Origin of the sequence: Mycobacterium sp. D16R24, from assembly GCF_002013385.1 — a bacterium.
Lineage (GTDB): Bacteria > Actinomycetota > Actinomycetes > Mycobacteriales > Mycobacteriaceae > Mycobacterium.
On the sequence record NZ_MAEV01000022.1, the window covers coordinates 79,747 to 103,172 of the forward strand.

Here is a 23,426-nt window from a genome sequence, read left to right on the forward strand (position 1 = left end):
TCCCGAAAAGGAGCAACATGGCACACACAACGTCCGCCAGCCATCCGGTTGCGGTGTCGATTCCCCAGGCCGCGCTGTGGTTGAGCGTGACCACCCTCCTGGGGCTGCTCGCCTATTACTTCATCGGCATCGACCAGGGTGCGGTGTCGATCTTCGGCAGCGACATGCACGTTCACGAGTTCGTGCATGACGCCCGCCACCTGCTCGGCTTCCCCTGCCACTAGCAGCGGGCCGAATACATGGAAAAGTCAATAATTCTGCGCGGCTTAGGTTTCGGCGCACTGGGTGGCCTGCTGTCCTTCATCTTCGGATGGATCTTTGTGGAGCCCGTCATCAACAGGGCGATCGCCTATGAGGAGGGCAGAGGCGAGGCGCAGGGCGTGCTCGACGAGGCCGCCGGTATCCACGCCCATCACGAGGGCGCGGAGCTGTTCAGTCGCTTCGCACAGGCCAATGCGGGCCTGGCGCTCGGTGTCATCGGATTCGGAATCGCGATGGGCGCGCTGTTCGCGGTGACGTACGTGGTGGCGATCGGCCGGGTCGGCAATCTGAGCCCGCGCGCGCAGGCGCTCGCCGTTGCGGGCGGGCTGTTTCTGGTGCTGTATGTGGTGCCGTTCCTGAAGCTCCCGGCTAACCCGCCTGCGGCGAGCGCCGAGGGCACCATCAAGGAGCGCACCGGGTACTTCGTGCTGATGATCCTTGTCGCCGCGATCGCGTTGGCAGTGGCGCTGTGGGTGGGTCGAAAGCTCTCCGAGCGGGTCGGTACCTGGACGGCCACTCTTGTTGCCGCCGCCGTGTTCATCGTGCTGGTCGGACTCGTCATGGCTGTGACACCGGGATTTGTCGAGGCGCCGCAACCGCTGCTCGATGCCGACGGGAAGATCGTCTATCCGGGCTTCCCGGCGCACGATCTGTATCTGTTCCGGCTGTACTCGTTCACTACGCAGGCGATTATGTGGGCGACGATCGGTCTCGGGTTCGCGACGGTTATCGGGCGTAGGCCCGTCAATGCGGAGACGTCCGTCACCGGCTAGCTAGCCGCATGTGACGGTCTTCGCGCGGGCGCTTATCGGGGTGTGACGGTCTTCGCGCGGGCGCTCATCGGGGTGTGACGGTCTTCGCGCGGGCGCTCATCCCAGCTTCTTGAAGACGCCCTTGGCCAGGCCGATGACCCATCCGGCCGCACCGGGGCCGAATGCGCGATCCCAATTCAGCTGGAAACTCACGACATACGGCTGGCGGTTGCGATCCTCGGCGTACCAGCTGAATGTCAGGTCGCCGGGCAGGTTGCCACCCTTAGCGCCGATGTAACGCCAGTTCTCGCTGTGCAGATCGATACCGGGTTCTGCTGACAGGATGCCGCGAATCGGAGCCGCCGGGCCGACGGCGACCTTCTGCAGTGCCGCGTGGACCCGGCAGATGTCTTCGGCGCTGCCGTACCACTCGATGCCGAATTTCGATGCGGGCGTGGTGGTCCGGTCCGGATCCAGCTTGTAGTCGTGGGTGTCGGCTTCGGAGAGCATCTGCCCGCGCTGGGCCGGTGTCGTGGCGTCCTTCCATTGCTGGCGGACGTCGGGTATTCCCCACCCGATGTTGAACAGCTCATGCATGGTGGGGAAGGGGGTCATCGATGCCGGGTCATGGTGCCCGCCGTCGGCAAGGGCCTTTTCTATCGCCTGCCGACCGAGGCGGTTGATCAGCATGTCTGTACCCATGTTGTCGCTCACCGAGATCATCTTCTGGGCGGCGGTGCGCACCGACACCGTGGAGCCCGTGGGGAGCTTGTCCATCGAGCTTCCGAGCGCCTTGCCGCGATCGGTGACGGTGAGTTGGTCATCCCAGGTGAGGGTGCCCGCATTGATGGCGGTACCGGTGGCCAACAGCACGTAGAGCTTGAAAACCGAAGCCAGCGGCATGGGTTCGGAGGTATTGGTTCCGGCGACCTGCTCGCATTGACCGTTGACGATCTTGGACGCCCGGTAGGAGTAGCGGCCGCCCGATGCTGACAGCACGGTGTCGACGTCGGACCAGTCGGCGATGGTGGGGGGCTGCTGATACGGAACCAGCCTGTCGACATCCCCCTTGTTGTTGGTGCGCAGCCCGATATCCACATTGGCGCCATAAGGCGCGATCAGGTGGACGGTGGAGCTATTGGCCGCCAGGTCCACGGAGCTCACCTTGTATGGGCGGTCGACCCACAGCTTGGTCATGATCTCGGTGTAGTCGTCGACCTTGTTGGCGGCGGCGAGCGTCGCCACGCCCTGCTTACCGATCGGCCAGTTGGAGTTCAACATGTCGATCAGCTGTTGTGAGCGCAGGCCCGGAGGCGTGCTGGTATCCACGTCGCCGTGCGGCACCTGCCGCAGCTTGATGCCACACCCCGCTGTGCTGCCCACCGATAAGGCCACCACTGCCACCGTGCATACCGAGACGGCGCGCGTCATGCGCGCGCGCAGCAAACTCCTATTCACGCCTTGGCGGCGGCCCCGGTCACGTCGAGCACAACCTCGAACTCCAGCAGGTGGGCACCCTTCGCCACGGGCTTGGCCTGCTGGCCGGCATGTGCTTCGACTGCCGGACCGGTGGCCCAGGCCTGAAAGGCCTCTTCGGACTCCCACTGGGTGACCACGAAGTAGCGGTCTTCTCCCTTGACGGGGCGCAGCAGCTGAAAGCCCAGGAATCCTGGCTGGTTCTCGACTGCTCCGGCGCGGTGAGCGAACCGCTTCTCCAGCTCCGGACCTGCACCCTCGGGGATCTCGATTGCGTTGATCTTCACCACGGACATGGGTTCAGGCTACCGTGCGGGCTCCCGCATGATTCGGGGCGATGATTGGGGCGATGATGACAGACATGGACCCAGGCCGCCTGTTCGACCAAGGCGGTCTGCCGGAAGACTCGGGGGCGCCGTCCATCGTCCTTGTGCACGGTCTGATGGGCCGTGGAAACACGTGGTCACGGCAGTTGCCCTGGCTGCGGGAGCTGGGCCGGGTGTACACCTATGACGCGCCGTGGCATCGCGGACATGACGTCGTTGATTCCCAACCGATTTCGACAGAGCGCTATGTCGAGGCCCTCGCGAATGCGGTGGGTGCCCTTGGCGGTCCGGCCTTCCTCGTTGGTCACTCCATGGGTGGACTGCATTCGTGGTGTCTGGCGGCGGAGCATCCGGAGCTGGTGTCGGCCCTGGTGGTGGAGGACATGGCCCCCGATTTCGTCGGCGGAACCACGGGCCCCTGGGAACCCTGGCTGTACTCCTGGCCAGAAGTCTTCACGTCCGCCACGGATGTCACCAGTAGGTTCGGACCTGTTGCGGGACAGTACTTTCTGGAAGCGTTTGACCGAGTACCCGAGGGCTGGCGATTGCATGGCCCGATCGACAAGTGGATATCCACCGCCGCGGAATGGGGCGTCCGTGAATTCTGGGACCAGTGGCGGGGAGTGCGTTGTCCATCGCTACTGCTGGAGGCGTCAGTCACGGTGGCGCCTGCCGGGCAGATGCGCCAGATGGCTGAGATAGGCTGGAAGACAACTTATTTGAAGATTGAAGGGGCGGGGCACCTGATTCACGACGACGCTCCCGAACGGTACCGGTCCGCGCTCACGGAATTCATCGCCGCGCACCGAGTCCGGTAGTCCGCTAGCGCCGAGAGTGGATTACTTCCATTTCGTGCAGCTGCCGTTGTAGGTCGCGGTCATCGGCGAAGGTTCCGCCGAGGGGCGCCGCGACCCGGAACTGATCGAGGTGGATGCGAAAGGTCTTGTTTCGGCGGGCGATCCAGCTCAGTGCTACCGCCAGGGCGAATGGGGATATGAGGACGAGGATGGCGGCGAAGATGGTCATGGCAATAATTGTGTGCTGGTCAATATCACGCCAACAGTGGCAGTATTGACGATCTTCGATAATATTCAGCCATGTTGCGTTCGGTGGCGGCCCTGGTCCTCGATCAGGTTGCCGTTTTCGAGTTCGGGGTGATCTGCGAGGTCTTCGGCATTGACCGCGCCCGAGACGGCGTTCCGAATTTCGATTTCCGCGTCTGCGGGGTCGAGGCCGGTGTCCCACTGCGTACGACGGTGGGAGCGTCGATCATCCCGGATCGCGGACTCGAGGGGCTCGCCGACGCCGATCTGGTGGCGGTTCCTGCCCGCCCCTTTACGCATGGTTATCCGCCGGAGGCCCTGGAAGCGCTGCGTGCGGCGGCAGACCGCGGAGCCACGGTGCTTACCGTCTGCTCGGGTGTCTTCATCGCGGGAGCGGCAGGGCTGCTGGACGGTCGCCGCTGCACTACGCACTGGATGTACACCGACGAGCTGGCCCGTAGGTACCCGACGGCGACCGTCGATCGTGACGTGTTGTTTGTCGACGACGGCGACCTGATCACCAGCGCGGGGACGGCCGCGGGCATCGATGCCTGCCTGCATCTGGTGCGACGCGAGCTGGGCAGCGAAATCACCAACAAGATCGCGCGACGCATGGTGGTGCCGCCGCAGCGTGCGGGTGGTCAGCGTCAGTTCATCCCACAGCCAGTGCCCGATGTGGATACCAACGGCTTTGGCGGCCTTTTCGATTGGTTGATCGAAAACATCGACCAGACGCATACGGTGGCCGATCTTGCTGCACGCGTGCACATGTCGACCCGCACATTCGCCCGCAAGTTCACCGATCAGACCGGTGTGACGCCGATGCGCTGGATCATCGACCAGCGGGTCCTGCTCGCCCGGCGATTGCTCGAAGAGACGGATCTCGATATCGATACCGTGGCGGCGCACAGCGGTTTTGGCACCGCGATCCTGCTGCGCCATCACTTCCGCCGTGGCGTCGGCATCACCCCCACCGATTACCGCAAGACCTTCGCGGTGGCTGTCGGCTAGCGGGACCACCATGGCGGGTCTGGGCCCCAGATTGGCCATGCCCATTCGCCGGGATCGCCAAGCTCGAAGGACGTGAGACCAGGTCCGGTATCGGTGAGCTCACCGACGAGTAGCTCGGTGAGCGTCCCAGGCATTCGTCCGTAGCCGTCGTCGACGATGAGCGGCCAGGCGTCTGGATCGTCGTTGGCAGTGTCCCAGACCACCGTGGATCGGCCTTCGGTGGTGGCGCACAGCAACATTCCGCCCGGCCCCGTTGGTCTCCTCCATTCGAATGCATCGTCTAGGACCGATGCGTGCATATCGTGAAGATGCCACACCTCATCGGGCGCGGAGACGAAGATTCCGTTGAGGTGTACACGCCCATACGCGTCGTGGAGGCGTTTGTAGTCGGTGGGCAACCCAAACCCGAGTTTGCCCTCGATCTCGTGCCAATCGTGAGTGCGTGGCTGCGGTGGACCGATCAGGGATTCCAACTGCGCCAAAGGATCTCGATTGCCGATTTCGATGACTGCAGGCAGGGTGACCTTCTCGCAGGCAGGGGTCATGCTCCATCCGCGGCGTACGGGAGGGAAGGACAGCACCGGTAGGTCTAGCTCTCCGTTATTCCACCTAAGCAAGAATTCAGTCGGGCTAACGTTCAACTGTTGCTTCCCATGGCCGACGATCACCACGAACCATCTGCGGTGTTCGCGAATGGGGAACCACCAGCATGTTTCGCCAGTGTCGAATATCCCCCACAGTGTGGCTTCGGGGTGAGGCTGGGGATACCGGATTGTCTCCGTCGCCATGTTGAATCCTGGTGGGCCATCGGGTGCCAGCAGTCTCAGGACACCCGCGAGTGTTGCCGGACCGTACTTGCTAAGTAGTTTCCGGTAGTCGTCTGGCATATCCGGATGGCGTTGCAGTCTCATGGAGCTTTGCACCCCGCCGCAGGGATCTGGCCCTCGCCGGCCAGCGCGAAGCGCCCGTCAGTGGTCTGCTCCACCAATCCATCGACCAACAGTGAATCCAACGCGCGGTCGCGTTGGGCGATGTCGGAGAGCCACACCACGTCGAGCTGTGCCCGCGTTACGGGAATGCTGCTGCCGCGCAACACATCCAACAGTCGCCCACGTACCTGGCGATCGGTGCCGGCATACTTCTGCACTGTCCGCACCGGTGTGACCAATTCGGGGTGTCCCGCCTCGTGCCACCCGCAAGAACTGAGCGGACACAGTGGGCACTGCGGCGCGCGGGCGGTGCATACCAGGGCGCCCAACTCCATCAGCGCCGCAGAGAACCGTGCCCCGTTGTCGACGGGCAGCAGTGCCTCGGCGTCCCGCAAGTCCCGTGCCGAGGGCGTCGAGTCCGCGACACCGTGCACCACCCGTGCGATCACCCGGCGAACATTGGTGTCCACCACGGGAACCCGCTGCCCGTACCCGAAGCAGGCAATGGCGCGCGCCGTGTACGCGCCCACGCCAGGAAGCGTCAGTAGTGTCTCCACATCGTCGGGTACCTGATCGCCATAGTCGCGGGCCAGCACGGTCGCGCACTCATGCAACCGCACGGCGCGGCGTGGATAACCGAGCTTTCCCCATGCCCGTAGCGCCTCTGCCACAGACGTTTTCGCCATCGCCGACGGCACCGGCCAACGTGCCACCCATTCCCGCCACACCGGCTCTACCCTGGACACCGGGGTCTGCTGGAGCATCACCTCGCTGATGAGGATGTGCCACGGTGTCGCCTCAGGGTGACGCCACGGTAGGTCCCGCTCGGCAACATCAAACCAGTCCAAAAGTTCGTCAGGGCACAATGACGGGTATGACAGCTGATCCGAGGTCCGCCTGGAAGGCACTCAAAGAGGGTAACCAGCGTTTTGTCGGCGGTTATCCGCAGCACCCGAGCCAGAGCGTGACGCGTCGTACCGAGCTGGCCAATGGCCAGAACCCCCAGGTGATGTTGTTCGGCTGCTCCGATAGCCGGGTGGCCGCGGAGATCATTTTCGATCAGGGCCTGGGTGACATGTTCATCGTGCGCACCGCGGGGCAGGTGATCGACTCGGCGGTGCTGGGTTCGATCGAGTACGCGGTGGCGGTGTTGGGTGTGCCGTTGATCGCGATCCTGGGGCATGACTCCTGTGGCGCGGTGGGTGCCACGGTGCAGGCTCTGGACACCGGCGAGGTGCCGGGCGGGTACATCCGGGATTTGGTGGTGCGGGTGATGCCCTCGATCCTGGGTGGCCGCAAAGATGGCTTGTCCCGGATCGATGAGTTCGAGGCCCGCCATGTCGAGGAGACCGGCATCAAGCTGCTGCAGCGCTCGCAGGTGGTGGCCGATGCGGTCGAGGCCAAGAAGCTCGCGCTGGTGTATCTGACCTACAAACTCGCCGACGGACGCGTTGTTTTGCACGGCCACGTCGGCGACATCGGCCAGTAACAACTTCTAAGCCCCAGGTCAAAGCCCATTCGGCAAACGTCACATGGCATCTTGCTGTCTGTGATGGGAGAATTAGAACGAATGCAGATTTCTCTGGGGGAGGGATGGGTAGTTCGGTGTGTACGTTGCTGCCACATCGGGGTAGTTACCGATGAGCCGCGACACTGGTCGCAGTCGGCCAAAGCACGCACTACCTAAGTCGAATAACCGCTGGTCGGTAAGTAAAACTGCGGCCGGTCGGGTCATCTTCGCGCTGCTAGCCTGCGGCAGTCTGGTGGTAACCGGCGCCGGTTGGCAGGTGTTCTACAAGGCGTTCAGTCACGTCCCCACCTCGGGGGCGGAGGCCGAAGGCGGCAAATCGAGCGACGGCTCCATGAACATGCTGCTGATCGGTCTCGACTCGCGGAAGGATCAGGACGGCAACGACCTGCCGAAGGCGGTCCTGAACCAGCTGCACGCCGGTGATTCGGATGCGGGCGGCTACAACACCAACACCCTGATCCTCGTGCACGTTGGCGCCGACAACAAGGTCACCGCGTTCTCGATCCCCCGCGACGATTGGGTCCCGGCCGACGGCATACCGGGCTACAAGCACATCAAGATCAAGGAAGCCTATGGCCTGACCAAGGCCAACGAGGCGGACAAGCTCGTCAACGAGGGCATCACCGATCAGGCGACACTGGAGCAGCAGAGCCGCGAGGCGGGCCGCCGAGCCACCCTCAATGCCGTACACCGTCTGACCGGTCAGCCCATCGATTACTTCGCCGAGGTCAATCTGGTCGGCTTCTACGACTTGGCCTCCGAGCTTGGTGGGGTCACCGTCTGCCTGAACAATGCCGTCTACGACAGCTACTCGGGCGCCAACTTCCAGGCGGGAGAACAAACCCTCAACGCCTCGCAGGCATTGGCGTTCGTGCGTCAGCGCCACGGGCTCGAGAACGGCGACCTCGATCGCACCCACCGTCAGCAGGCCTTCCTGATCTCGGTGATGCAGCAGCTGCGCAATGCCGGCACCCTGACCGACATCACCAAACTCACCGGTCTGATGAACGTCGTCCACAAGGATGTCGTGCTGTCAAAAGGCTGGACCGAGAAGCAGTTCCAGCGCATCGGGCAGATCGCGGACGGCAACGTGAATTTCCAGACGCTGCCCGTGGTGCGATACGACACCATCAACGGTGCGGACGTCAACATCGTTGACCCGGTGGCGATCCGGGCCAAGGTTGCCGCAGCCTTCACGGGTTCGGATTCTGCGCCCGCGTCCACCCCGACGACGCCCACCAGCACCGTCGATGTCGTGAACGCCACCTCCACTTCCGGTCTGGCGTCGACAATTTCGTCGGCGCTCGTCAGTCGCGGCTATACCAAGGGCGACGTGCGGGATCCGGAAAGCGGCGAATCAACCACTACCACCATCGATTACGGTGCAGGCGCCGATGCCGATGCCAAGGCGATGTCCACCATGTTGGGTATCGATGCGAAACCCAGTGCGGATCCGACGTTGACGCCCGGACGAATTCGCGTCATGTTGGGCGCCGGATACTCCGCGCCATCCGATGTATTGAGCACTGAAGACAGTGGCACCGCGAGCTCGATGTCCAGCTACTCGAGCTCGGAGTCCTCGAGTGATTACGCGCCGCCGGACTCGGGTAAGCCGGTGGTCGGCAGCAGCAGTGGCGTTCCCTGCGTGAACTGACGTGGGATGGCTGTGGACAGCCCCCAAGGCCCCCAAATAGCATTGTGAAGTCTGCGTAGCTCGCCGACACGCCGAGCGAGGTCGGCCATCCCGTAGTGACCTGCGCTTACCGTTGAATCGTGATTGACATGCACCCCTCAGGCCCGCTGCCTTCAGAGATCTACTGGCGGCGCCGCGCCCTCGCGATCGGCGTGGCGGTGGTCGTGGTTGCCATCGTCGCCGCGGTGATCTTTGCGCTGGTAGGTGGCAGTGCAGGAGCCGATACCAAGGCCGCGGATCAGCCCGCCGAAGCGGCGGCCCCCGCCGGTCAGCCGGTCATCCTGCCGCCGAACGAGATTAAAAAGCCGTCCGACAAGCCCGCGGATGCCCCGGTCCATGACGGACCGCCCATCGCCAAGCCCGAGCTGGTGCCGCCGGTGGCGCTGAACCCCGGTGATGATTGCCCCGACGCGACGCTTGCGGTGAAGGCCTCCAGTGATAAGCCCAGCTATCTTGCCGGTGAGCAGCCCAAGTTCACCATGGTGGTGACCAACATCGGCCTGGTGCAGTGCAAGCGGGATGTGGGTGCCGCCGTGCTGGCCGCGTCGGTGTTCAGCGTCGACAACAAGCGGATCTGGGCCAACTTGGACTGCGCTCCGTCGCAGGAGAACTCCATCAAGACCTTCAACCCGGGCGAGCAGGTGACCACCGAGGTCACCTGGACCGGCATGGGCTCCGCGCCGAACTGCCCGCTGCCCCGTCCGGCCATCGGCCCGGGAACGTACTCGCTGGTGGTGCAGCTCGGGGATCTGCGCAGTGCGCCAGTGCCTTTCATCATCGGTGAGAAGCCCGCCGACGCACCTCCGCCGGCGGCGCCACCGGCCTAGCCGGTCTGCTCGGTAAGAGTCGACTCGGCGAGACGCGACAGGCCCTCCCTGATATGCCGGGCCCACATGGCCCCGATACCTTCCACCGACTGCAGGTCTGTCGCGCTGGCGGCCAGGAGCCCCTGTAGGGATCCGAAGGCTCTGACGAGCCTGTCGATATGTGCGAACTGCAGCCGGGGGATGTGCGTCATGACCCGGTAGCCGCGAGAGCTCATCGCGGTGTCCTGGGCTTCGACGGTGGAGGGGTATCCGAATGTCCGCGACAGCACCGTCAGATCCAGCAGATCGGTGTCCGAGAGCGCGTCCAGATCCTCGAGAGTTGAGGCGATCTGCGCTTGCGTCGGTGGCTCGGGGTTGGCGTGATAGTCCCGGACCAGCAGCTCGCGTTCGGTGTCGTTATCGCCGACCAGCTCGCCGATCTGCAGTTTGAGCTGCCGTCCGTCGGTGCCCAGCTCGATGACGTCGAGCTCGATGTCCTGACTGATCCGGCGCACCAGCTCCAGGCGCTGCGCCACCGTCATGACGTCACGCAGAGTCACGAAGTCCTCGATCTCCGCGGTGGACAGCGACGAGGTCACCTCGTCCAGTCGTGTTTTGTAGCGCTCCAGGGTGGATACCGCTTGGTTGACTCGCGACATGACTGTCGCCGAATCCATGACCACGTGCCGGATACCAGCGGTGTACACACTCACGATGCTCATCGAATGACTCACGGACACAACGGGGTAATCCGTCTGGATGGCGGTGCGCTCCGCGGAGCGATGCCGGGTGCCGGACTCGTCGGTCGGAATGGACGGGTCGGGCACCAATTGCACATTGGCGCGCACGATGCGCGATCCGTCCGTGTCCAGCACCACGGCGCCATCCATCTTGGACAGCTCGCGAAGGCGGGTGGGGGCGAAGGCGACGTCAAGCGAGAAGCCGCCGTCGCAGATGCTCTCTACCTTGTCGTCGTAGCCGAGAACAATCAGCGCCCCGGTGCGACCACGAAGAATGCGTTCCAACCCGTCGCGCAGGGGTGTGCCCGGCGCCAACCGGGCCAGAGTCTCCCGCATCCTTGCGTTGGCTTCCGCGTTGTCCATCGCGCCCCTCCCTCTCCAGGCTCGGTTCGCCGCAGTTAGATTACGTGGTCATGTCGACGTGGACGTTGCCCGAGGGGCTAGAGGCGGTTAGTCGCGGCCCAGAAGCTCCCGCTCCAGGTGCGGTGCTGAAGCCGGGTTGGCCCCGCAGGTTTAGCCACCCGGGGCCCGAGGAGGACCTGTGGGGGACACAATTCTACGCCGGCGAGGGCGCCAGCGTCACGGGGCAGTTCGAGGTGCTCTCTGAGCTGGAGGGTGGACCCGGCGTCATCCATGGCGGCGTCATGGCGGCCATTTTCGATGAGCTACAGGGCGTTTTGGGCATCGTGACGCAGTTGATCGCTGTCACAGCGCATTTGGAGATCGACTATCGCAGGCCGATTCCCGTTGGGGCGACGGTGGACCTGGCCTCCGCTGTGGAGGGCCGATCCGGACGCAAGCTGTACACGACGGCGAGCGCGCGCATCGACGGTGATGTGGTGGCTAGTTCGCAGGGCATCTTCGTGATCATCGACCCGGACGCGCACTACGGAGATGGCGCTTCGCGCGCGCTTGGTATCAGTCCGTAGCACCGTCGGTGCGGCTCCGCGCCAGGCGCAGGCTCGGGCGCTTCTCCGGTTCGATTCGGCGGGCTTCGGAGAGCACCTCGAGGGCCCTGCCCACCGTGGGGCAACGCAGCAGATGCATTCCGGCGGGATGGAGGTCATCGCCCTCGGGGGGAATCACCGCGTGGGTGTATCCGAGGCGCGCCGCCTCGGCGATGCGCCGACCCACGGCGGCGGTGCGCCGGATATCTCCCGCCAGCCCGACCTCGCCGATGAACACCATGTTGGCTGGTAGGGCAATATCGGTGTATGCAGAGGCCACTGCCATCAGGATGGCCAAATCCGCCGAAGGGTCGGTCATACGCATCCCGCCCACCGTAGCCATGTAAATATCATTGTTGCCCAAGGGAATTCGTCCGTGACGCTCGAGCACGGCGGTCACCATCGCCGAGCGTGCGTGATCGAGTCCGCTGACCGCGCGCCGCGGTGAGGGGTTGGTCGATGTGGTGACGAGGGACTGCACCTCGCCGAGTAGCGGGCGCTTGCCATCGAGGGTGACCGTCACCGCGGTGCCCGCCGCGGCGTTCTCGCGATGTTCCAGGAACAGCCCGGACGGGTCGGTGACACACTCGATTCCCTTGTCGCGCAGCTCAAAACATCCAACCTCGTCGGCGGCACCGAATCGATTCTTGATCCCGCGCACTATCCGCAGCGCCGAGTGCTTATCGCCTTCGAAGTGCAACACCACATCGACCAGGTGTTCCAGGGACCGCGGGCCCGCGATGGCGCCGTCCTTGGTGACGTGACCAACCAGCACCATCGCTACACCCGACGACTTTGCGGCCATGGTCAGTGCCGTGGTCACCGCGCGCACCTGCGTGACGCCACCGGTCACGCCGTCGGCATCGGTGGTCGACATGGTCTGCACCGAATCGATCACTGCCAGAGTGGGTTTAACGGCATCGATGTGGCCCAACACGCTGTGCAGATCGGATTCTGCCGCCAGATATACCTCGTCGTGTACGCAGCCGGTGCGTTCGGCCCGTAGCCGGACCTGCGCCGCTGACTCCTCGCCGCTGATGTACAGGGCTCGTCCGCCCGAGACCGCCCACTGGTGGACAACCTTCAGCAGTAGCGTCGACTTCCCCACTCCGGGCTCGCCGGCCAGCAGGTTCACCGAGCCGGTGATGACACCGCCGCCGAGCACTCTGTCGAGTTCGGAAACGCCGGTCGGCCGATGCTGGGTGTCGTCGGTCGCAATACTGGTGATCGGTACCGCCGCGGTCGCCGGGGCCACCGCGCGTACGGCGCCCAGCCCGCCGATCGAGGACAGCACGGCGGTTTCACTGACGCTGCCCCAGGTTCCGCAGTCAGGACAGCGGCCCACCCATTTGGCGGTGGTGTGCTGGCATTCCGAACAGCGATACTGCGCGCGGGGTTTGGCCACACCGCGACGTTAGCGGCCGGGTATGACACCGAGCCAGGACATCCGCGGTTTCAGTCAGGGGGCAGCGGGACGATGCGGTCCTGACAATTCACGGTCTTCTCGCCGTCGTTGGACAGGAGGGTCTGCCCGTCCACCAGAATCCGGCAATGGATATGGCCCGTGCCCCAGATTGCCGTCACCTGCTTGACGGTGTCCTTGTACGGCCAAGCCACCGTGACCGACCATGGCAACTTGACGCCGCTGACGGCCTGCGGCAGCCCGGAGTAGTCGCCGTAGCTGATGGTGCCGGCCTCCGGTGTCTTGCCGGCAGCCCACACCAGATAGGTCACCTTGGGGGGTGCGCCTGCGCCGTCCCAGGAAGGACCAGACCAATAATCGCAGTCGCTGCAGTTGCCGCTGCCAACGTTCGCTTCACGGTGTCCTCCCGGTTCTGGCTTTGGGCCGGAAGCTATCACGGCGACGACTGCCCGATGGGCCGAATCGTCACAGCGCTGCGTTACTGAGCGCGACTGCACGGGTCGCCATCCACCTTGGTCAAGATGCCGACAATGGAGCCGGAATTGCCGCGCATGCAGTGCTCGCGGGGTAGGCCGTCGGTGGCATAGCTGCAGGTGGCTAGTTCCACTCGGTCGTCCTCGTCGACTACCTGGCCGTCGATGAGGATCTGACAGAAGATCCGGGGGCCATCGCCGGTGTTGTATCCGGTGACATTGATGAGGGGGTGCTTGGTGTCATCGGTCCACGCGACGTCCTTCCCCCACGGCAACTGCGGATTCATCGCGCCGTGCCGGGACCCGTCTGCCTCGTTGTAGCCGATGGTTGCCGCAAGCAGCGGGCCGTACTCCGCCCACACTCTGTAGGTGACCGTTTTGGGTGCCGCGTGTGCGGCAGGCGCGGTCAGCACCGCACCCATCATGGCTAGTACCGCGGCGCAGGTGACGAGCCGTTTCATGGGCGCAAGCTAGCACGAAAAAAGCGAGGGCCCGAGACGGCAGATCGCCGTTCCGGGCCCTCGCTACGCGACTGTGTTAGTGTCCGCCGCCCTCGTGTCCGCCCTCGTTGGCGGTGTGCTGGCGAGGTGCACTCGGTCCGGCGTCGATGGGCACCGCGACGGTGACCTCTCCGGCCTTCTCGAAGGTGAAGGTGAATCGGTAGGTGAGGCCGTCCGCCAGATCCTTCGTCAGCTGCAGCTGCGCCTTGCCGTGCTTGATGGTCGGATCAGACGAGGCCAGTGGCTTGGGTTCTGGCGCCTTGACCTCTGTGGTCGTGGCTCCGGGCTCAGCGGACGGGGCGGCGCCATGCTCACCGTTGGCTGCTTCTGGGCCGGCGGCCTCGGCGGCGGGCTCTTGGCCTTCGGCGGCTCCGACGAACAGGCGGCCGGTGGCCGGAATGTCGCTGTCGCCGCTCAGTGTCACCTTGCCGATGTCGTCGGGAGAGGAAACAGAGGTGAGCTTGTCGTTGACATCGGCGGATTCATTCGTGATGACCAGAACCAGCTCGGCCTTCTGTCCCGCACGCTGCTTCACCGGGTCCGGGCTCCCGACGAGGTGGATATTGCGCAAAGCGAGGTTGCCGAGGTTGGCACTGCCGCCGTTGATCGCCGACGACTGGTTCGCTGTCTGCGAGATCTGCCCCGCACCGCAGCCGGTGAGGGCGGTCGCGAGAACGGCGGCGCCGAGAAGTGTCGTCACGCGCGCGATGCTGCGCTGGGACCGAGTGCGAAACACAGGCATCTCCCTGATCGATAGCGGCTCCGGACAGTCCGAAATCCACCTGCGGCCGATATGTCCTATAGACAGTAGTAGGTGCCTCGCGAGGACGAAAACAGCGGGGCACTCGGGATGAGCCGCGTGCGCGAAGGCGGTCCGGATCCGTCGGGATCTGGTGGTCGAGTCCAGCTTCAGGGAACCGATGTGACCTGGATTACCGCTTGTGGGGGCTGGTTTATGGGCCGGCCAGCGGGGGCGCCAAGGGGTGCTGGATGCACGAAAAGGTCACCCTGTCAACCCCGAGGGTTCATCTGCAATGCCCCTGACCTGCACCGTTGGTGGGCATGCCGAGATACGCCGTGGTAGAATTAGGTATCGAAAGGGGCACGAAACAAGATGATATTTAAGGTCGGAGACACCGTTGTCTATCCACATCACGGTGCAGCACTGATCGAAGCGATCGAGACCCGGACGATTAAGGGCGAGCAGAAAGAGTATCTCGTCCTCAAGGTTTCCCAGGGTGATCTGACGGTCCGCGTGCCCGCCGACAATGCCGAATACGTCGGTGTCCGTGACGTGGTGGGACGCGAGGGTCTGGACACGGTCTTCCAGGTGCTGCGTGCACCGCATACCGAAGAGCCGACCAACTGGTCCCGTCGATTCAAGGCCAACCAGGAGAAGCTGGCTTCCGGTGACGTGAAGAAGGTCGCCGAGGTTGTTCGCGACTTGTGGCGTCGTGAGCAGGAGCGCGGCCTGTCCGCAGGCGAGAAGCGGATGCTGGCCAAGGCCCGCCAGATTCTTGTCGGCGAGCTTGCGCTGGCGGAGAACACCAACGCCGCCAAGGCCGACACCATTCTCGACGAGGTGCTCGCAGCTGCCTCGTAGGACAGCGGCGATAGTTCCCGCCGCCGGTCTCGGTGTGCGGCTGGGTGCAGATGTTCCGAAAGCCTTCGTTACGGTCGGTGGCCGGACAATGCTCGAACGTTCTGTTGATGGTTTGTTGTCTTCAGGTGCCATTGACGAGGTAGTAGTCGTCGTTGGCGCCGATCAGCTCGGCAAGGCCGCGGCGCTGGTAGGCCCGTCGGCCCGGGTTGTGCAGGGCGGTGCCGAGCGCACTGATTCCGTGCGTGCCGGGTTGGCCGCCGTGGCTGGGGCCGACTGGATTCTTGTTCACGATGCGGCCCGTCCGTTGACCCCTCCGGACATGATTGCCCGCATCGTGGCGGAACTACGTGAAGGCCGCTGCGCGGTCATCCCGGCGATATCGGTCTCGGACACCATCAAGTCGGTCGATTCGGCGGGTGATGTGAGCGGCACACCCGACCGGGCAAGCTTGCGTGCGGTGCAGACCCCGCAGGGGTTTGCGGCCACCGTGCTCAGACGCGCGTATGCGGCCGCTGGCGATATCGCCACCGATGACGCCGCGCTCGTCGAACAGATCGGTGAGCGCGTTCATGTGGTGGAGGGCGATCGGCTGGCCTTCAAGATCACCACAGCGCTGGACATGATGCTGGCCGAGGCAATCCTGAGCAGAGGGGTAGCCCAATGACCGCATTGCCCCGGGTAGGCATCGGCACCGATGTGCACCCGATAGAGGAGGGCAAGCAATGCTGGCTACTCGGGCTGCTCTTCGCGGATGCCGACGGTTGCGAGGGACATTCAGACGGTGACGTTGCCGCGCACGCCCTGTGCGATGCCCTGCTCTCAGCAGCAGGGCTTGGGGATGTGGGCGCGGTATTCGGTACCGGTCAGCCCGAGTGGTCGGGTGTCAGCGGCGCGAAGATGCTGACCCACGTCCGGGAGCTGCTGCACAACAGCGGTTTCCGGATCGGTAATGCCGCGGTTCAGGTGATCGGGAATCGGCCGAAGATCGGACCCCGCCGGGTGGAGGCGCAGGAGCTACTGTCTGGCCTTCTCGGGGCTCCGGTCTCGGTGTCAGCGACCACGACCGACGGGTTGGGGCTGACTGGACGCGGAGAAGGCTTGGCCGCGGTGGCAACGGCGCTCGTCACAGCGCTGTAAGCTCGCTGGTCGTGACCGGTCACGCTCCGCTTCGGCTGTACGACACCCGCGTGGGTGCCGTGCGTGACTTCGTGCCTCTGCATCCCGGGTCCGTCTCCATCTACCTGTGCGGGGCAACTGTGCAGGGTCTGCCCCATATCGGGCATGTGCGCAGCGGTGTTGCCTTCGATGTGCTGCGCCGCTGGCTCGCTGCCCGCGCCTATGACGTCCTGTTCGTCCGCAATGTCACCGATATCGACGACAAGATCCTCAATAAGGCGGCCGATGCGGGGCGGCCGTGGTGGGAGTGGGCGGCGACGTATGAGCGCGCCTTCGACGAGGCGTACGACGCCCTCGGAGTGCTGCCGCCTTCGGTATCGCCGCGCGCGACGGGGCACATTACCCAGATGATCGAGCTGATCGAGCGGCTCATTGATACCGGGCATGCCTATGCCCGTGGTGGCGACGTCTACTTCGATGTTCTGAGTTATCCGGAGTACGGGCAACTGTCTGGGCACAAGATCGACGATGTGCACCAGGGCGAGGGTGTCGCGACCGGAAAACGTGATCCGCGCGACTTCACCCTGTGGAAGGGCGCCAAGCCCGGTGAGCCGTCGTGGCCGACCCCCTGGGGACCCGGCCGCCCGGGCTGGCATACCGAGTGCGTGGCGATGTGTGAGTCATATCTGGGGCCGGAGTTCGACATTCACGCGGGTGGGATGGATTTAATCTTCCCGCACCACGAGAATGAGATCGCGCAGAGCCGGGCTGCCGGCGACGGATTCGCCCGATACTGGCTGCATAACGGCTGGGTCACCATGAGCGGCGAGAAGATGAGCAAGTCGTTGGGCAATGTGCTGTCCATTCCCGCTGTGCTGCAACGTGTTCGGGCTGTCGAGTTGCGCTACTACCTGGGCAGTGCGCACTACCGCTCCATGCTGGAGTACTCCGAGACCGCGCTCGCTGACGCGGTAAAGGCCTACTGCGGTATCGAAGATTTCCTGCATCGAGTGCGGGTTCGGGTTGGCGAGGTGCCAGTGGGTACCTGGACCCCCGCCTTCGCGGCAGCCCTGGACGACGACCTGTCGGTGCCGATCGCGCTTGCAGAGGTGCATTCCGCGCGCGCCGACGGTAACCGGGCGTTGGATGCCGGCGACCACGAGGGCGCACTGTCGTCGGCGGCAAGTGTCCGCTCCATGATGTTGATTCTTGGCTGCGATCCGCTCGATGAACGCTGGGAGACGCGCGACGAGACGTCTGCCGCATTGAACGCCGTCGACGTGCTGGTTACCGCCGAGCTGGAGCGGCGCGGAAGAGCTCGGGCAGAGAAGGATTGGGCGCTCGCAGACGAGATCCGGGATCGGCTCAAGCGCGCGGGCCTGGAGATAACCGACACCGCAGACGGCCCGCAGTGGTCCCTTACGAGTAGCGACGAAGAGTAGCAATGGCAGGAAATTCTCAGCGCCGTGGCGCAGTACGTAAGCCTGGTACCAAGAAGGGGCCCACCGTCGGTTCTGGCGGTGTGCGCCGGCGCGGACTGGAGGGCAAGGGCGCCACTCCGCCGGCCGAACAACGGACGAAGCATCCGGCCGCCAAACGTGCCGCTGTCCAGCGGAAGGTCAGCGACGCCAAACAGCGTCGGCTTAAGCAGGGCGACGAGTCCGAGATGGTGCTGGGCCGTAACCCGGTGCTCGAATGCCTGCGTACAGGTGTGCCGGCAACCGCGCTGTACGTCGCCGTCGGCGCCGATAACGACGAGCGGCTGACCGAATCGGTGTCGCTGGCCGCCGACGCCGGGATCGCGATCCTGGAGGTGCCACGACCTGACTTGGACCGGATGAGCACCAACGGATTGCACCAGGGGCTCGCGCTGCAAGTGCCGCCGTACAAGTACGCGCATCCCGATGATCTGCTGGCTCGCGCCCGCGCCGAGGCGCAGCCTGCGCTTCTGGTGGCGCTGGACAACATCTCGGACCCGCGCAACCTGGGCGCCATTGTGCGCTCCGTGGCCGCCTTCGGCGGGCACGGCGTCGTCATTCCGCAGCGGCGCAGCGCGTCGGTGACCGCCGTCGCCTGGCGTACCAGTGCGGGTGCGGCGGCGCGTCTTCCTGTGGCCCGCGCCACGAATCTGACGCGCACACTGAAGGATTGGCAAGACAAGGGGATCACCATCGTCGGGCTTGATGCCGGCGGCGACACCGAGCTCGACGATCTCGACGGTGCTGGCGATATCGCTGTTGTCGTCGGGTCGGAGGGCAAGGGGTTGTCTCAGCTGGTCCGCAAGACCTGCGATGCCGTGGTGTCGATCCCCATGGCGGGGCCTGTCGAATCGTTGAACGCCTCGGTGGCCGCGGGCGTGGTACTCGCGGAGATCGCGCGTCAGCGTCGCTGATTTCAGGCGCGATAAGTCGACTGTATACGGAAGATGGCTGTTTGGTGTACGCGAGTGCCTTCTCGGGGAGAGTGACATAACCTCATCGCCATGAAGCGCTTGGCCGCCATTCTTGCCGTCACCCTGGCATTGGCATCCTGCGGAGAAAAGGACAAGGCGTCCTTTGACCTGCAGGCGCACCGGGGTGGACGTGGAGAAACCACCGAAGAATCGTTGCGCGCCTTCGCGAAAGCCCTTGAACTCGGGGTGAGCACTCTCGAGCTTGACATCGTCATCTCCAAGGACCGCAAACCGATGGTCTGGCACGATCCGATGATCGATTCCGCAAAGTGCTCCGATACGGCCCCGGTGATACCTGGCGACCCGCAGTTCCCCTACGTGGGAAAGCTGGTGAAAGACCTGACTTCCGATCAGCTGCGCACGCTGGACTGCGGCAAGCTGCTCAAGGATTTTCCGCAGGCGGAGGTGGTCAAGAACGACAGGATTGCCTTGTTGCCAGAGGTTTTCGCCCTCGCCGATTCCTACCACGCCGACGTGCGGTACAACGTCGAGACCAAGGTGGAGGCCGCGGAACCACAGAAATCCGCCGAGCCGCAGGTGTTCGTCGATGTCATCCTCGACGCGATCCGCGCGACGGGCAAGGTCGACAAAGTAGAGATTCAGAGCTTCGATTGGCGCACGCTACCGATGACCAAGCGGGCCGAACCGGGCATCCCACTCGTCGCACTCTGGGACGAGACCACGTGGTACCCAGGCTCGCCCTGGCTCGGCGGGGTGGACCCCGCGGTCGTCAAGGATCCGATTGACGGGGCCAAGCAGATCGGTGCCACGATTCTGTCGCCCGGATACACGGTGCCCTATGGAGGCAAGGTGGGTGACCCTGGTTTCGCGTTGGTCGCCGACAAGAAGTTTGTCGAGAAGGCGCACAGTTTGGGGCTCAAGGTCATTCCCTGGACCATCAACGATGCCGAGACCATGAAGGCCCAGATTGACGCCGGCGCGGACGGGATCATCAGCGACTACCCGACGGTCTTACGGAAGGTCGTGGCCGAGAAGGGTCTGCCGCTGCCACCGGCCTATCAGCGCTAGGCGAATGATCTCATAATCGCGCTGGAGGCCCATTTCAGCGGCGGTTTCGCCGTCAGGCCTGCACGAACGAGGCCAGCTCGATTCCGTTGGCGGTCAGCGCCGCGCGGACAGCCCGCGCGATCGTCACCGCATCCGGTGAATCGCCGTGCACACAAATCGATTCGGCTGTGCGGCTGAGTGCGGGGATCCGTGCGGCGACCGCGGCGGGATCATGCAGCACCGCACCCGGCTCACCACGTGGCACCAGGGTGCCGTCGTCGCGGTAGGCGCGGTCGGCGAAGGCCTCGGTCACTACGCGCAGCCCCAATGCGCGTGCGCGGTCCCCGAATGCGCCATGCGGCAGCGTCAACACGGGGAGATCGGCACGGACATCCCGCACCGCACGCGCGACCGCGTCCGCCTGCGCCTCGTGGTGGATGATCGCGTTATACAGCGCGCCATGCGGTTTCACATAGGTCACCGACGATCCCGCGGTCCGGGCCAATGCGTCCAGTGCGCCGATCTGGTACACCACGTCGGCATACAGGTCATCGGCAGCGATATCGACGAACCGGCGACCGAATCCGGCGAGGTCGCGGTAGCCCACCTGTGCGCCGATCCGGATCCCGCGTGCGGCAGCGGCGCGACACGTGTGAAGCAATGTCGCAGGATCGCCCGCGTGGAAACCGCAGGCGAGGTTGGCGCTGGTGATCACGTCCAGCATCGCCTCGTCATCGCCGAGGCGCCAGGCTCCGAAACCTTCACCGAGGTCGGCGTTCAGGTCGATGCGGTCCATCGTGCGAGCCTAGCTCGCTCAGGCGTGCCGATACCGCCCGATGAGACGGCAGAGCAGATAGATGGACACTGCGATCATGGTGACAAAGACCGAGATCGGTACGCCCGGTGCCAAGGACAGCACGATTCCACCGATGGCGGCGATCTCGGCGAAGACAATGGACAACCCGATGGCGCGCGCCGGGGATGAGGTGATGCGAGCGGCGGCCGCCGCAGGCGTGATGAGCAGTGACATCACCAGCAGCGCGCCGACGATTTGCACACCCTGCGCCGCGGTGAGGCCGACCAGGGCAGCGAACACAATCCCCAAGGCACGCACGGGGACTCCGCGCGCCTCGGCCACGTCGGGGTCGACCGTGGCGAACAGCATCGGCCGATAGGTGACCGCCAGTACCGCGCCCACCAGGATGCTCACCACGACGAGCATCAGCAGCCCGCTGTATCCGACGCCGACGATCTGCCCGGTGAGGAGCGCGAAATTGGTGCCGGTGCGCCCCGGATACATGTGGATGAACAGCACCGCCAGGCCCAGCCCGAAGGCCATGACGACACCGATCGCCGAGTCGCGATCCTTGGTGCGTTGTCCGAGGATGCCGAAAAGTATTGCTGCAACCACGCTTCCGAGTAACGCGCCGGTGCCGACGTTGGCGCCGGCCAAGAGCGCTGCGGCGGCACCCGTTAGCGATAGTTCACTGGAACCGTGTACCGCGAAGGACATCTGGCGCATCACCACAAACGGGCCGATGAGCCCCGCCAGCAGCCCCAGCAGCGCGGCCGCCAGGATCGCCTGCTGCACGAAGTCGCGTCCGAGGAGGTCGGCGGTGAGGGAAAGGTCGAAGAAGTTATTCATGTGCGTGCTCCGCACATTCCTCGGTGACCTGTCGGTTTTCGCCCACGACCACGTACTGTCCGCGCACCTTCACCACGTCGATCTGGGCGCGATACAGCTCCGACAACGTCTCGGTCGTCATTACCTCGTCGACGGTACCGATCCGAAAGCGCCCGTCTACCAGATAGAGGATCCGGTCCACGTACGGCAGGATCGGGTTGATCTCGTGGGTCACGAACAGCACGGCCGTCCGTGCGCTGCGCCGCCTTTTGTCGAGCAGCGCGCAAATCTGTTGTGCACTTGCGGGATCCAGATTCAGCAGGGGTTCGTCGCAGAGCAGGAGTGCGGGATCGCCCGCCAGCGCCTGCGCGATGCGCACCCGTTGGAGCTCGCCGCCGGATAGCGACGAGACGGCTTTGGTGGCCAGATGACCGGCATCCACTTGATCCAGCGCAAGGTCGATCGTTGCGCGACGGCGCGCCCGGCTGGCCGGATTTAGTGCCGCCAAACCCCAACGGTGTCCGTCGATTCCGAGGCCCACCAGGTCCTCTGCGCGCAGGATCAGCGCGTTGTCGGCAAGCCGATGTTGGGGGACGTATCCGAGGTCGTGGGCAACGGTCATCGCGCCCCGCGTCAGCGGGACTTCACCCAACAGCAGTCGCAGCAGCGATGTCTTTCCGGAACCGTTGGGGCCCAATAACGCGATGAACTCACTTGGTTCGACCGTCAGGTCGAGATCCTCCCAGAGGGTGCGTCCACCACGATTCAGCGAGGCATTGCGCAGTGTGGCGACACTCATGCGGCCATTATCTCAGGGCCGTGGCGAGCTGCTCGGTGGTGCGTCGCTGCCAGGTGATGTAGTCGGTGTCGTCCGGCAGGGTTTCGGTCACCGTCACCACCGGGACGCCGTGGGATTCGGCGGCTTGCTTGAGCTGATTGGTCACCGGTCCGGCCGTTTGGGAGTTGAAGAGCAGTGCCGCAACCTGTTTGGTGTTGATCAGGTCCAACGCGGTGGCGAGATCCGCGGGGGAGGGGTCCTGGCCTTGCTCGGCAGCTTCGGCGAAGTCGTGGGGCGTGCGGTCGACCAGTTCGCAATGAGAGACCAGGTGACTGGCCACCGGTTCGGTCGCTAGGATCGCCTTGCCGTGGTCCTTCTCGGCGATGCCATGCTGCAGATCTGAGATGGAGTCAAGCTGCTGCCCAAATGTTTTGGCATTCGCGCGGTAAGTATCGGCGTCGTCCGGGTCGGCCTTGGCGAGCTCGTCTGCGACGTGATCGGCTACCTTTTTGGCGGTGCCCAGGCTGTAGAACACATGCTCATTCTTGTCGATCGAGTCAGCGGGTAGCAGCTGATAGGCGTTGATCCGGGGCTGGCCGTCCTTGAGCAGCTTGTCGATGAACGGGTCGTAGCCGTCGCCGTTGTACACCACGAGGGTGGCGTCCTGGACCTGCGCGGCCGCCGCGGGCGTCACCTCGAATGAATGCGGGTCCGTGTTGGCGCCGCTGACCAATGCGCTCACCGTGGCATGGTCGCCTGCGACGGCCTTGGCCACCGAAGCCCAGGCGTCGGTGGAGGCCACCACCGTGGGTTCATCGGACCGTTGGGCGGCCTGGCCGCAACCGGAGAGCACGAGCGTTCCGACGGTCGCAACCGTCACAGCCAACCCAGCCACGCGAGCGTGCACAGCGGACCTCCAGCCCTTCCAGTAATG

At 64.5% G+C, this 23,426-nt stretch carries 27 protein-coding genes and 1 pseudogene; 14 read left to right on the plus strand and 14 right to left on the minus strand.

The window, feature by feature from the left end; translation table 11 throughout:
* Nucleotides 1-17 precede the first annotated feature (17 nt).
* A complete protein-coding gene (locus B4383_RS19245; RefSeq protein WP_078292593.1) occupies nt 18-224 on the plus strand; it encodes a CbtB-domain containing protein in 207 nt (68 codons plus the stop codon).
* Between the two features lie 15 nt (nt 225-239).
* Complete coding sequence (locus B4383_RS19250; protein ID WP_078292594.1) at nt 240-1,034, plus strand: CbtA family protein; 795 nt, start codon at nt 240-242, stop codon at nt 1,032-1,034.
* Between the two features lie 96 nt (nt 1,035-1,130).
* On the opposite strand, the gene B4383_RS19255 is transcribed toward B4383_RS19250, so the two are convergent.
* Both B4383_RS19255 and mhuD read right to left on the minus strand, forming a co-directional pair.
* Nucleotides 1,131-2,444: a serine hydrolase gene (locus B4383_RS19255; protein WP_078292595.1), complete on the minus strand. Its 1,314-nt coding sequence runs from the start codon at nt 2,442-2,444 to the stop codon at nt 1,131-1,133.
* Nucleotides 2,445-2,467: 23 nt separating this feature from the next.
* A complete protein-coding gene (mhuD, locus tag B4383_RS19260) occupies nt 2,468-2,785 on the minus strand; it encodes a mycobilin-forming heme oxygenase MhuD (RefSeq protein WP_046252406.1) in 318 nt (105 codons plus the stop codon).
* Nucleotides 2,786-2,850: 65 nt separating this feature from the next.
* Between mhuD and B4383_RS19265 the strand changes: the two genes are divergently transcribed.
* On the plus strand, nt 2,851-3,633 hold the full coding sequence (locus B4383_RS19265; protein WP_078292640.1) for an alpha/beta hydrolase: 783 nt from the start codon (nt 2,851-2,853) through the stop codon (nt 3,631-3,633).
* 4 nt (nt 3,634-3,637) lie between these two features.
* Here the strand turns inward: B4383_RS19265 and B4383_RS19270 are convergent, their stop codons facing one another.
* Nucleotides 3,638-3,841 carry a hypothetical protein gene (locus B4383_RS19270; RefSeq protein ID WP_078292596.1) on the minus strand — a complete coding sequence of 68 codons (204 nt, stop codon included), beginning with the start codon at nt 3,839-3,841 and terminating at the stop codon, nt 3,638-3,640.
* A 71-nt stretch (nt 3,842-3,912) separates the two neighbouring features.
* Here B4383_RS19270 and B4383_RS19275 point away from each other — a divergent pair, with 71 nt between their 5' ends.
* A complete protein-coding gene (locus tag B4383_RS19275) occupies nt 3,913-4,869 on the plus strand; it encodes a helix-turn-helix domain-containing protein (protein ID WP_078292597.1) in 957 nt (318 codons plus the stop codon).
* Here the strand turns inward: B4383_RS19275 and B4383_RS26390 are convergent.
* Nucleotides 4,866-5,780, minus strand: coding sequence for a hypothetical protein (locus tag B4383_RS26390; RefSeq protein WP_139360892.1), 915 nt, complete (start codon nt 5,778-5,780; stop codon nt 4,866-4,868). The two genes, B4383_RS19275 and B4383_RS26390, sit on opposite strands and share 4 nt — an antisense overlap.
* Nucleotides 5,777-6,646, minus strand: coding sequence for an A/G-specific adenine glycosylase (locus B4383_RS19285; protein ID WP_139360897.1), 870 nt, complete (start codon nt 6,644-6,646; stop codon nt 5,777-5,779). Before B4383_RS19285 ends, B4383_RS26390 begins: the two co-directional genes overlap by 4 nt.
* Before the next feature lie 26 nt (nt 6,647-6,672).
* Here B4383_RS19285 and B4383_RS19290 point away from each other — a divergent pair, with 26 nt between their 5' ends.
* The 3 genes from B4383_RS19290 (at nt 6,673) to B4383_RS19300 (ending at nt 9,849) form a co-directional block, all read left to right on the plus strand.
* A complete protein-coding gene (locus B4383_RS19290; RefSeq protein WP_078292599.1) occupies nt 6,673-7,287 on the plus strand; it encodes a carbonic anhydrase in 615 nt (204 codons plus the stop codon).
* A gap of 151 nt (nt 7,288-7,438) precedes the next feature.
* On the plus strand, nt 7,439-8,983 hold the full coding sequence (locus B4383_RS19295) for an LCP family protein (RefSeq protein ID WP_078292600.1): 1,545 nt from the start codon (nt 7,439-7,441) through the stop codon (nt 8,981-8,983).
* Nucleotides 8,984-9,105: 122 nt separating this feature from the next.
* Nucleotides 9,106-9,849, plus strand: a complete 744-nt coding sequence (locus tag B4383_RS19300) for a hypothetical protein (protein WP_078292642.1) — start codon at nt 9,106-9,108, stop codon at nt 9,847-9,849.
* On the opposite strand, the gene disA is transcribed toward B4383_RS19300, so the two are convergent.
* Complete coding sequence (gene disA / locus B4383_RS19305) at nt 9,846-10,931, minus strand: DNA integrity scanning diadenylate cyclase DisA (protein WP_078292601.1); 1,086 nt, start codon at nt 10,929-10,931, stop codon at nt 9,846-9,848. The genes B4383_RS19300 and disA overlap by 4 nt on opposite strands.
* A 50-nt stretch (nt 10,932-10,981) precedes the next feature.
* Here disA and B4383_RS19310 point away from each other — a divergent pair, with 50 nt between their 5' ends.
* Nucleotides 10,982-11,497, plus strand: coding sequence for a PaaI family thioesterase (locus tag B4383_RS19310; RefSeq protein ID WP_078292602.1), 516 nt, complete (start codon nt 10,982-10,984; stop codon nt 11,495-11,497).
* Here B4383_RS19310 and radA read toward each other — a convergent pair.
* The 4 genes and pseudogenes from radA to B4383_RS19330 all read right to left on the minus strand — a co-directional run bounded on the left by radA (nt 11,487) and on the right by B4383_RS19330 (nt 14,647).
* Nucleotides 11,487-12,920 carry a DNA repair protein RadA gene (gene radA, locus B4383_RS19315; RefSeq protein WP_078292603.1) on the minus strand — a complete coding sequence of 478 codons (1,434 nt, stop codon included), beginning with the start codon at nt 12,918-12,920 and terminating at the stop codon, nt 11,487-11,489. The two genes, B4383_RS19310 and radA, sit on opposite strands and share 11 nt — an antisense overlap.
* A 50-nt stretch (nt 12,921-12,970) precedes the next feature.
* A pseudogene (locus tag B4383_RS19320) lies at nt 12,971-13,335 on the minus strand (MmpS family transport accessory protein).
* Nucleotides 13,336-13,416: 81 nt separating this feature from the next.
* A complete protein-coding gene (locus B4383_RS19325) occupies nt 13,417-13,872 on the minus strand; it encodes an MmpS family transport accessory protein (RefSeq protein WP_078292604.1) in 456 nt (151 codons plus the stop codon).
* Between the two features lie 76 nt (nt 13,873-13,948).
* Nucleotides 13,949-14,647, minus strand: a complete 699-nt coding sequence (locus B4383_RS19330; protein WP_078292643.1) for a hypothetical protein — start codon at nt 14,645-14,647, stop codon at nt 13,949-13,951.
* Nucleotides 14,648-15,025: 378 nt separating this feature from the next.
* Here B4383_RS19330 and B4383_RS19335 point away from each other — a divergent pair, with 378 nt between their 5' ends.
* From B4383_RS19335 to B4383_RS19360, 6 genes are all read left to right on the plus strand, one after another.
* Nucleotides 15,026-15,514 carry a CarD family transcriptional regulator gene (locus B4383_RS19335; protein WP_078292605.1) on the plus strand — a complete coding sequence of 163 codons (489 nt, stop codon included), beginning with the start codon at nt 15,026-15,028 and terminating at the stop codon, nt 15,512-15,514.
* Nucleotides 15,504-16,178, plus strand: a complete 675-nt coding sequence (gene ispD / locus B4383_RS19340; RefSeq protein ID WP_176126456.1) for a 2-C-methyl-D-erythritol 4-phosphate cytidylyltransferase — start codon at nt 15,504-15,506, stop codon at nt 16,176-16,178. Before B4383_RS19335 ends, ispD begins: the two co-directional genes overlap by 11 nt.
* The gene (gene ispF / locus B4383_RS19345; protein ID WP_078292606.1) at nt 16,175-16,651 is read left to right on the plus strand and encodes a 2-C-methyl-D-erythritol 2,4-cyclodiphosphate synthase; all 477 of its coding nucleotides are present in this window, start codon (nt 16,175-16,177) and stop codon (nt 16,649-16,651) included. The genes ispD and ispF overlap by 4 nt, the downstream gene beginning before the upstream one ends.
* Before the next feature lie 11 nt (nt 16,652-16,662).
* The gene (gene cysS, locus B4383_RS19350) at nt 16,663-18,072 is read left to right on the plus strand and encodes a cysteine--tRNA ligase (protein ID WP_078292607.1); all 1,410 of its coding nucleotides are present in this window, start codon (nt 16,663-16,665) and stop codon (nt 18,070-18,072) included.
* A gap of 2 nt (nt 18,073-18,074) precedes the next feature.
* Nucleotides 18,075-19,022 carry a 23S rRNA (guanosine(2251)-2'-O)-methyltransferase RlmB gene (gene rlmB / locus B4383_RS19355; protein WP_078292608.1) on the plus strand — a complete coding sequence of 316 codons (948 nt, stop codon included), beginning with the start codon at nt 18,075-18,077 and terminating at the stop codon, nt 19,020-19,022.
* A gap of 90 nt (nt 19,023-19,112) precedes the next feature.
* On the plus strand, nt 19,113-20,111 hold the full coding sequence (locus B4383_RS19360; RefSeq protein WP_078292609.1) for a glycerophosphodiester phosphodiesterase family protein: 999 nt from the start codon (nt 19,113-19,115) through the stop codon (nt 20,109-20,111).
* A 52-nt stretch (nt 20,112-20,163) separates the two neighbouring features.
* Here B4383_RS19360 and B4383_RS19365 read toward each other — a convergent pair whose 3' ends face one another.
* The 4 genes from B4383_RS19365 to B4383_RS19380 are packed head-to-tail and all read right to left on the minus strand — an operon-like array spanning nt 20,164 to nt 23,399.
* Nucleotides 20,164-20,886 (minus strand): 5-oxoprolinase subunit PxpA, encoded by a 723-nt coding sequence (locus B4383_RS19365; protein WP_078292610.1) that lies wholly within the window; start codon nt 20,884-20,886, stop codon nt 20,164-20,166.
* Nucleotides 20,887-20,904: 18 nt separating this feature from the next.
* Nucleotides 20,905-21,735 carry a metal ABC transporter permease gene (locus tag B4383_RS19370; protein WP_078292611.1) on the minus strand — a complete coding sequence of 277 codons (831 nt, stop codon included), beginning with the start codon at nt 21,733-21,735 and terminating at the stop codon, nt 20,905-20,907.
* Entirely contained in the window at nt 21,728-22,513 is a 786-nt protein-coding gene (locus B4383_RS19375) for a metal ABC transporter ATP-binding protein (RefSeq protein ID WP_078292612.1), read from the minus strand. The genes B4383_RS19370 and B4383_RS19375 overlap by 8 nt, the downstream gene beginning before the upstream one ends.
* 7 nt (nt 22,514-22,520) lie before the next feature.
* The gene (locus tag B4383_RS19380) at nt 22,521-23,399 is read right to left on the minus strand and encodes a zinc ABC transporter substrate-binding protein (protein ID WP_078292613.1); all 879 of its coding nucleotides are present in this window, start codon (nt 23,397-23,399) and stop codon (nt 22,521-22,523) included.
* Between the last annotated feature and the right edge of the window lie 27 nt (nt 23,400-23,426).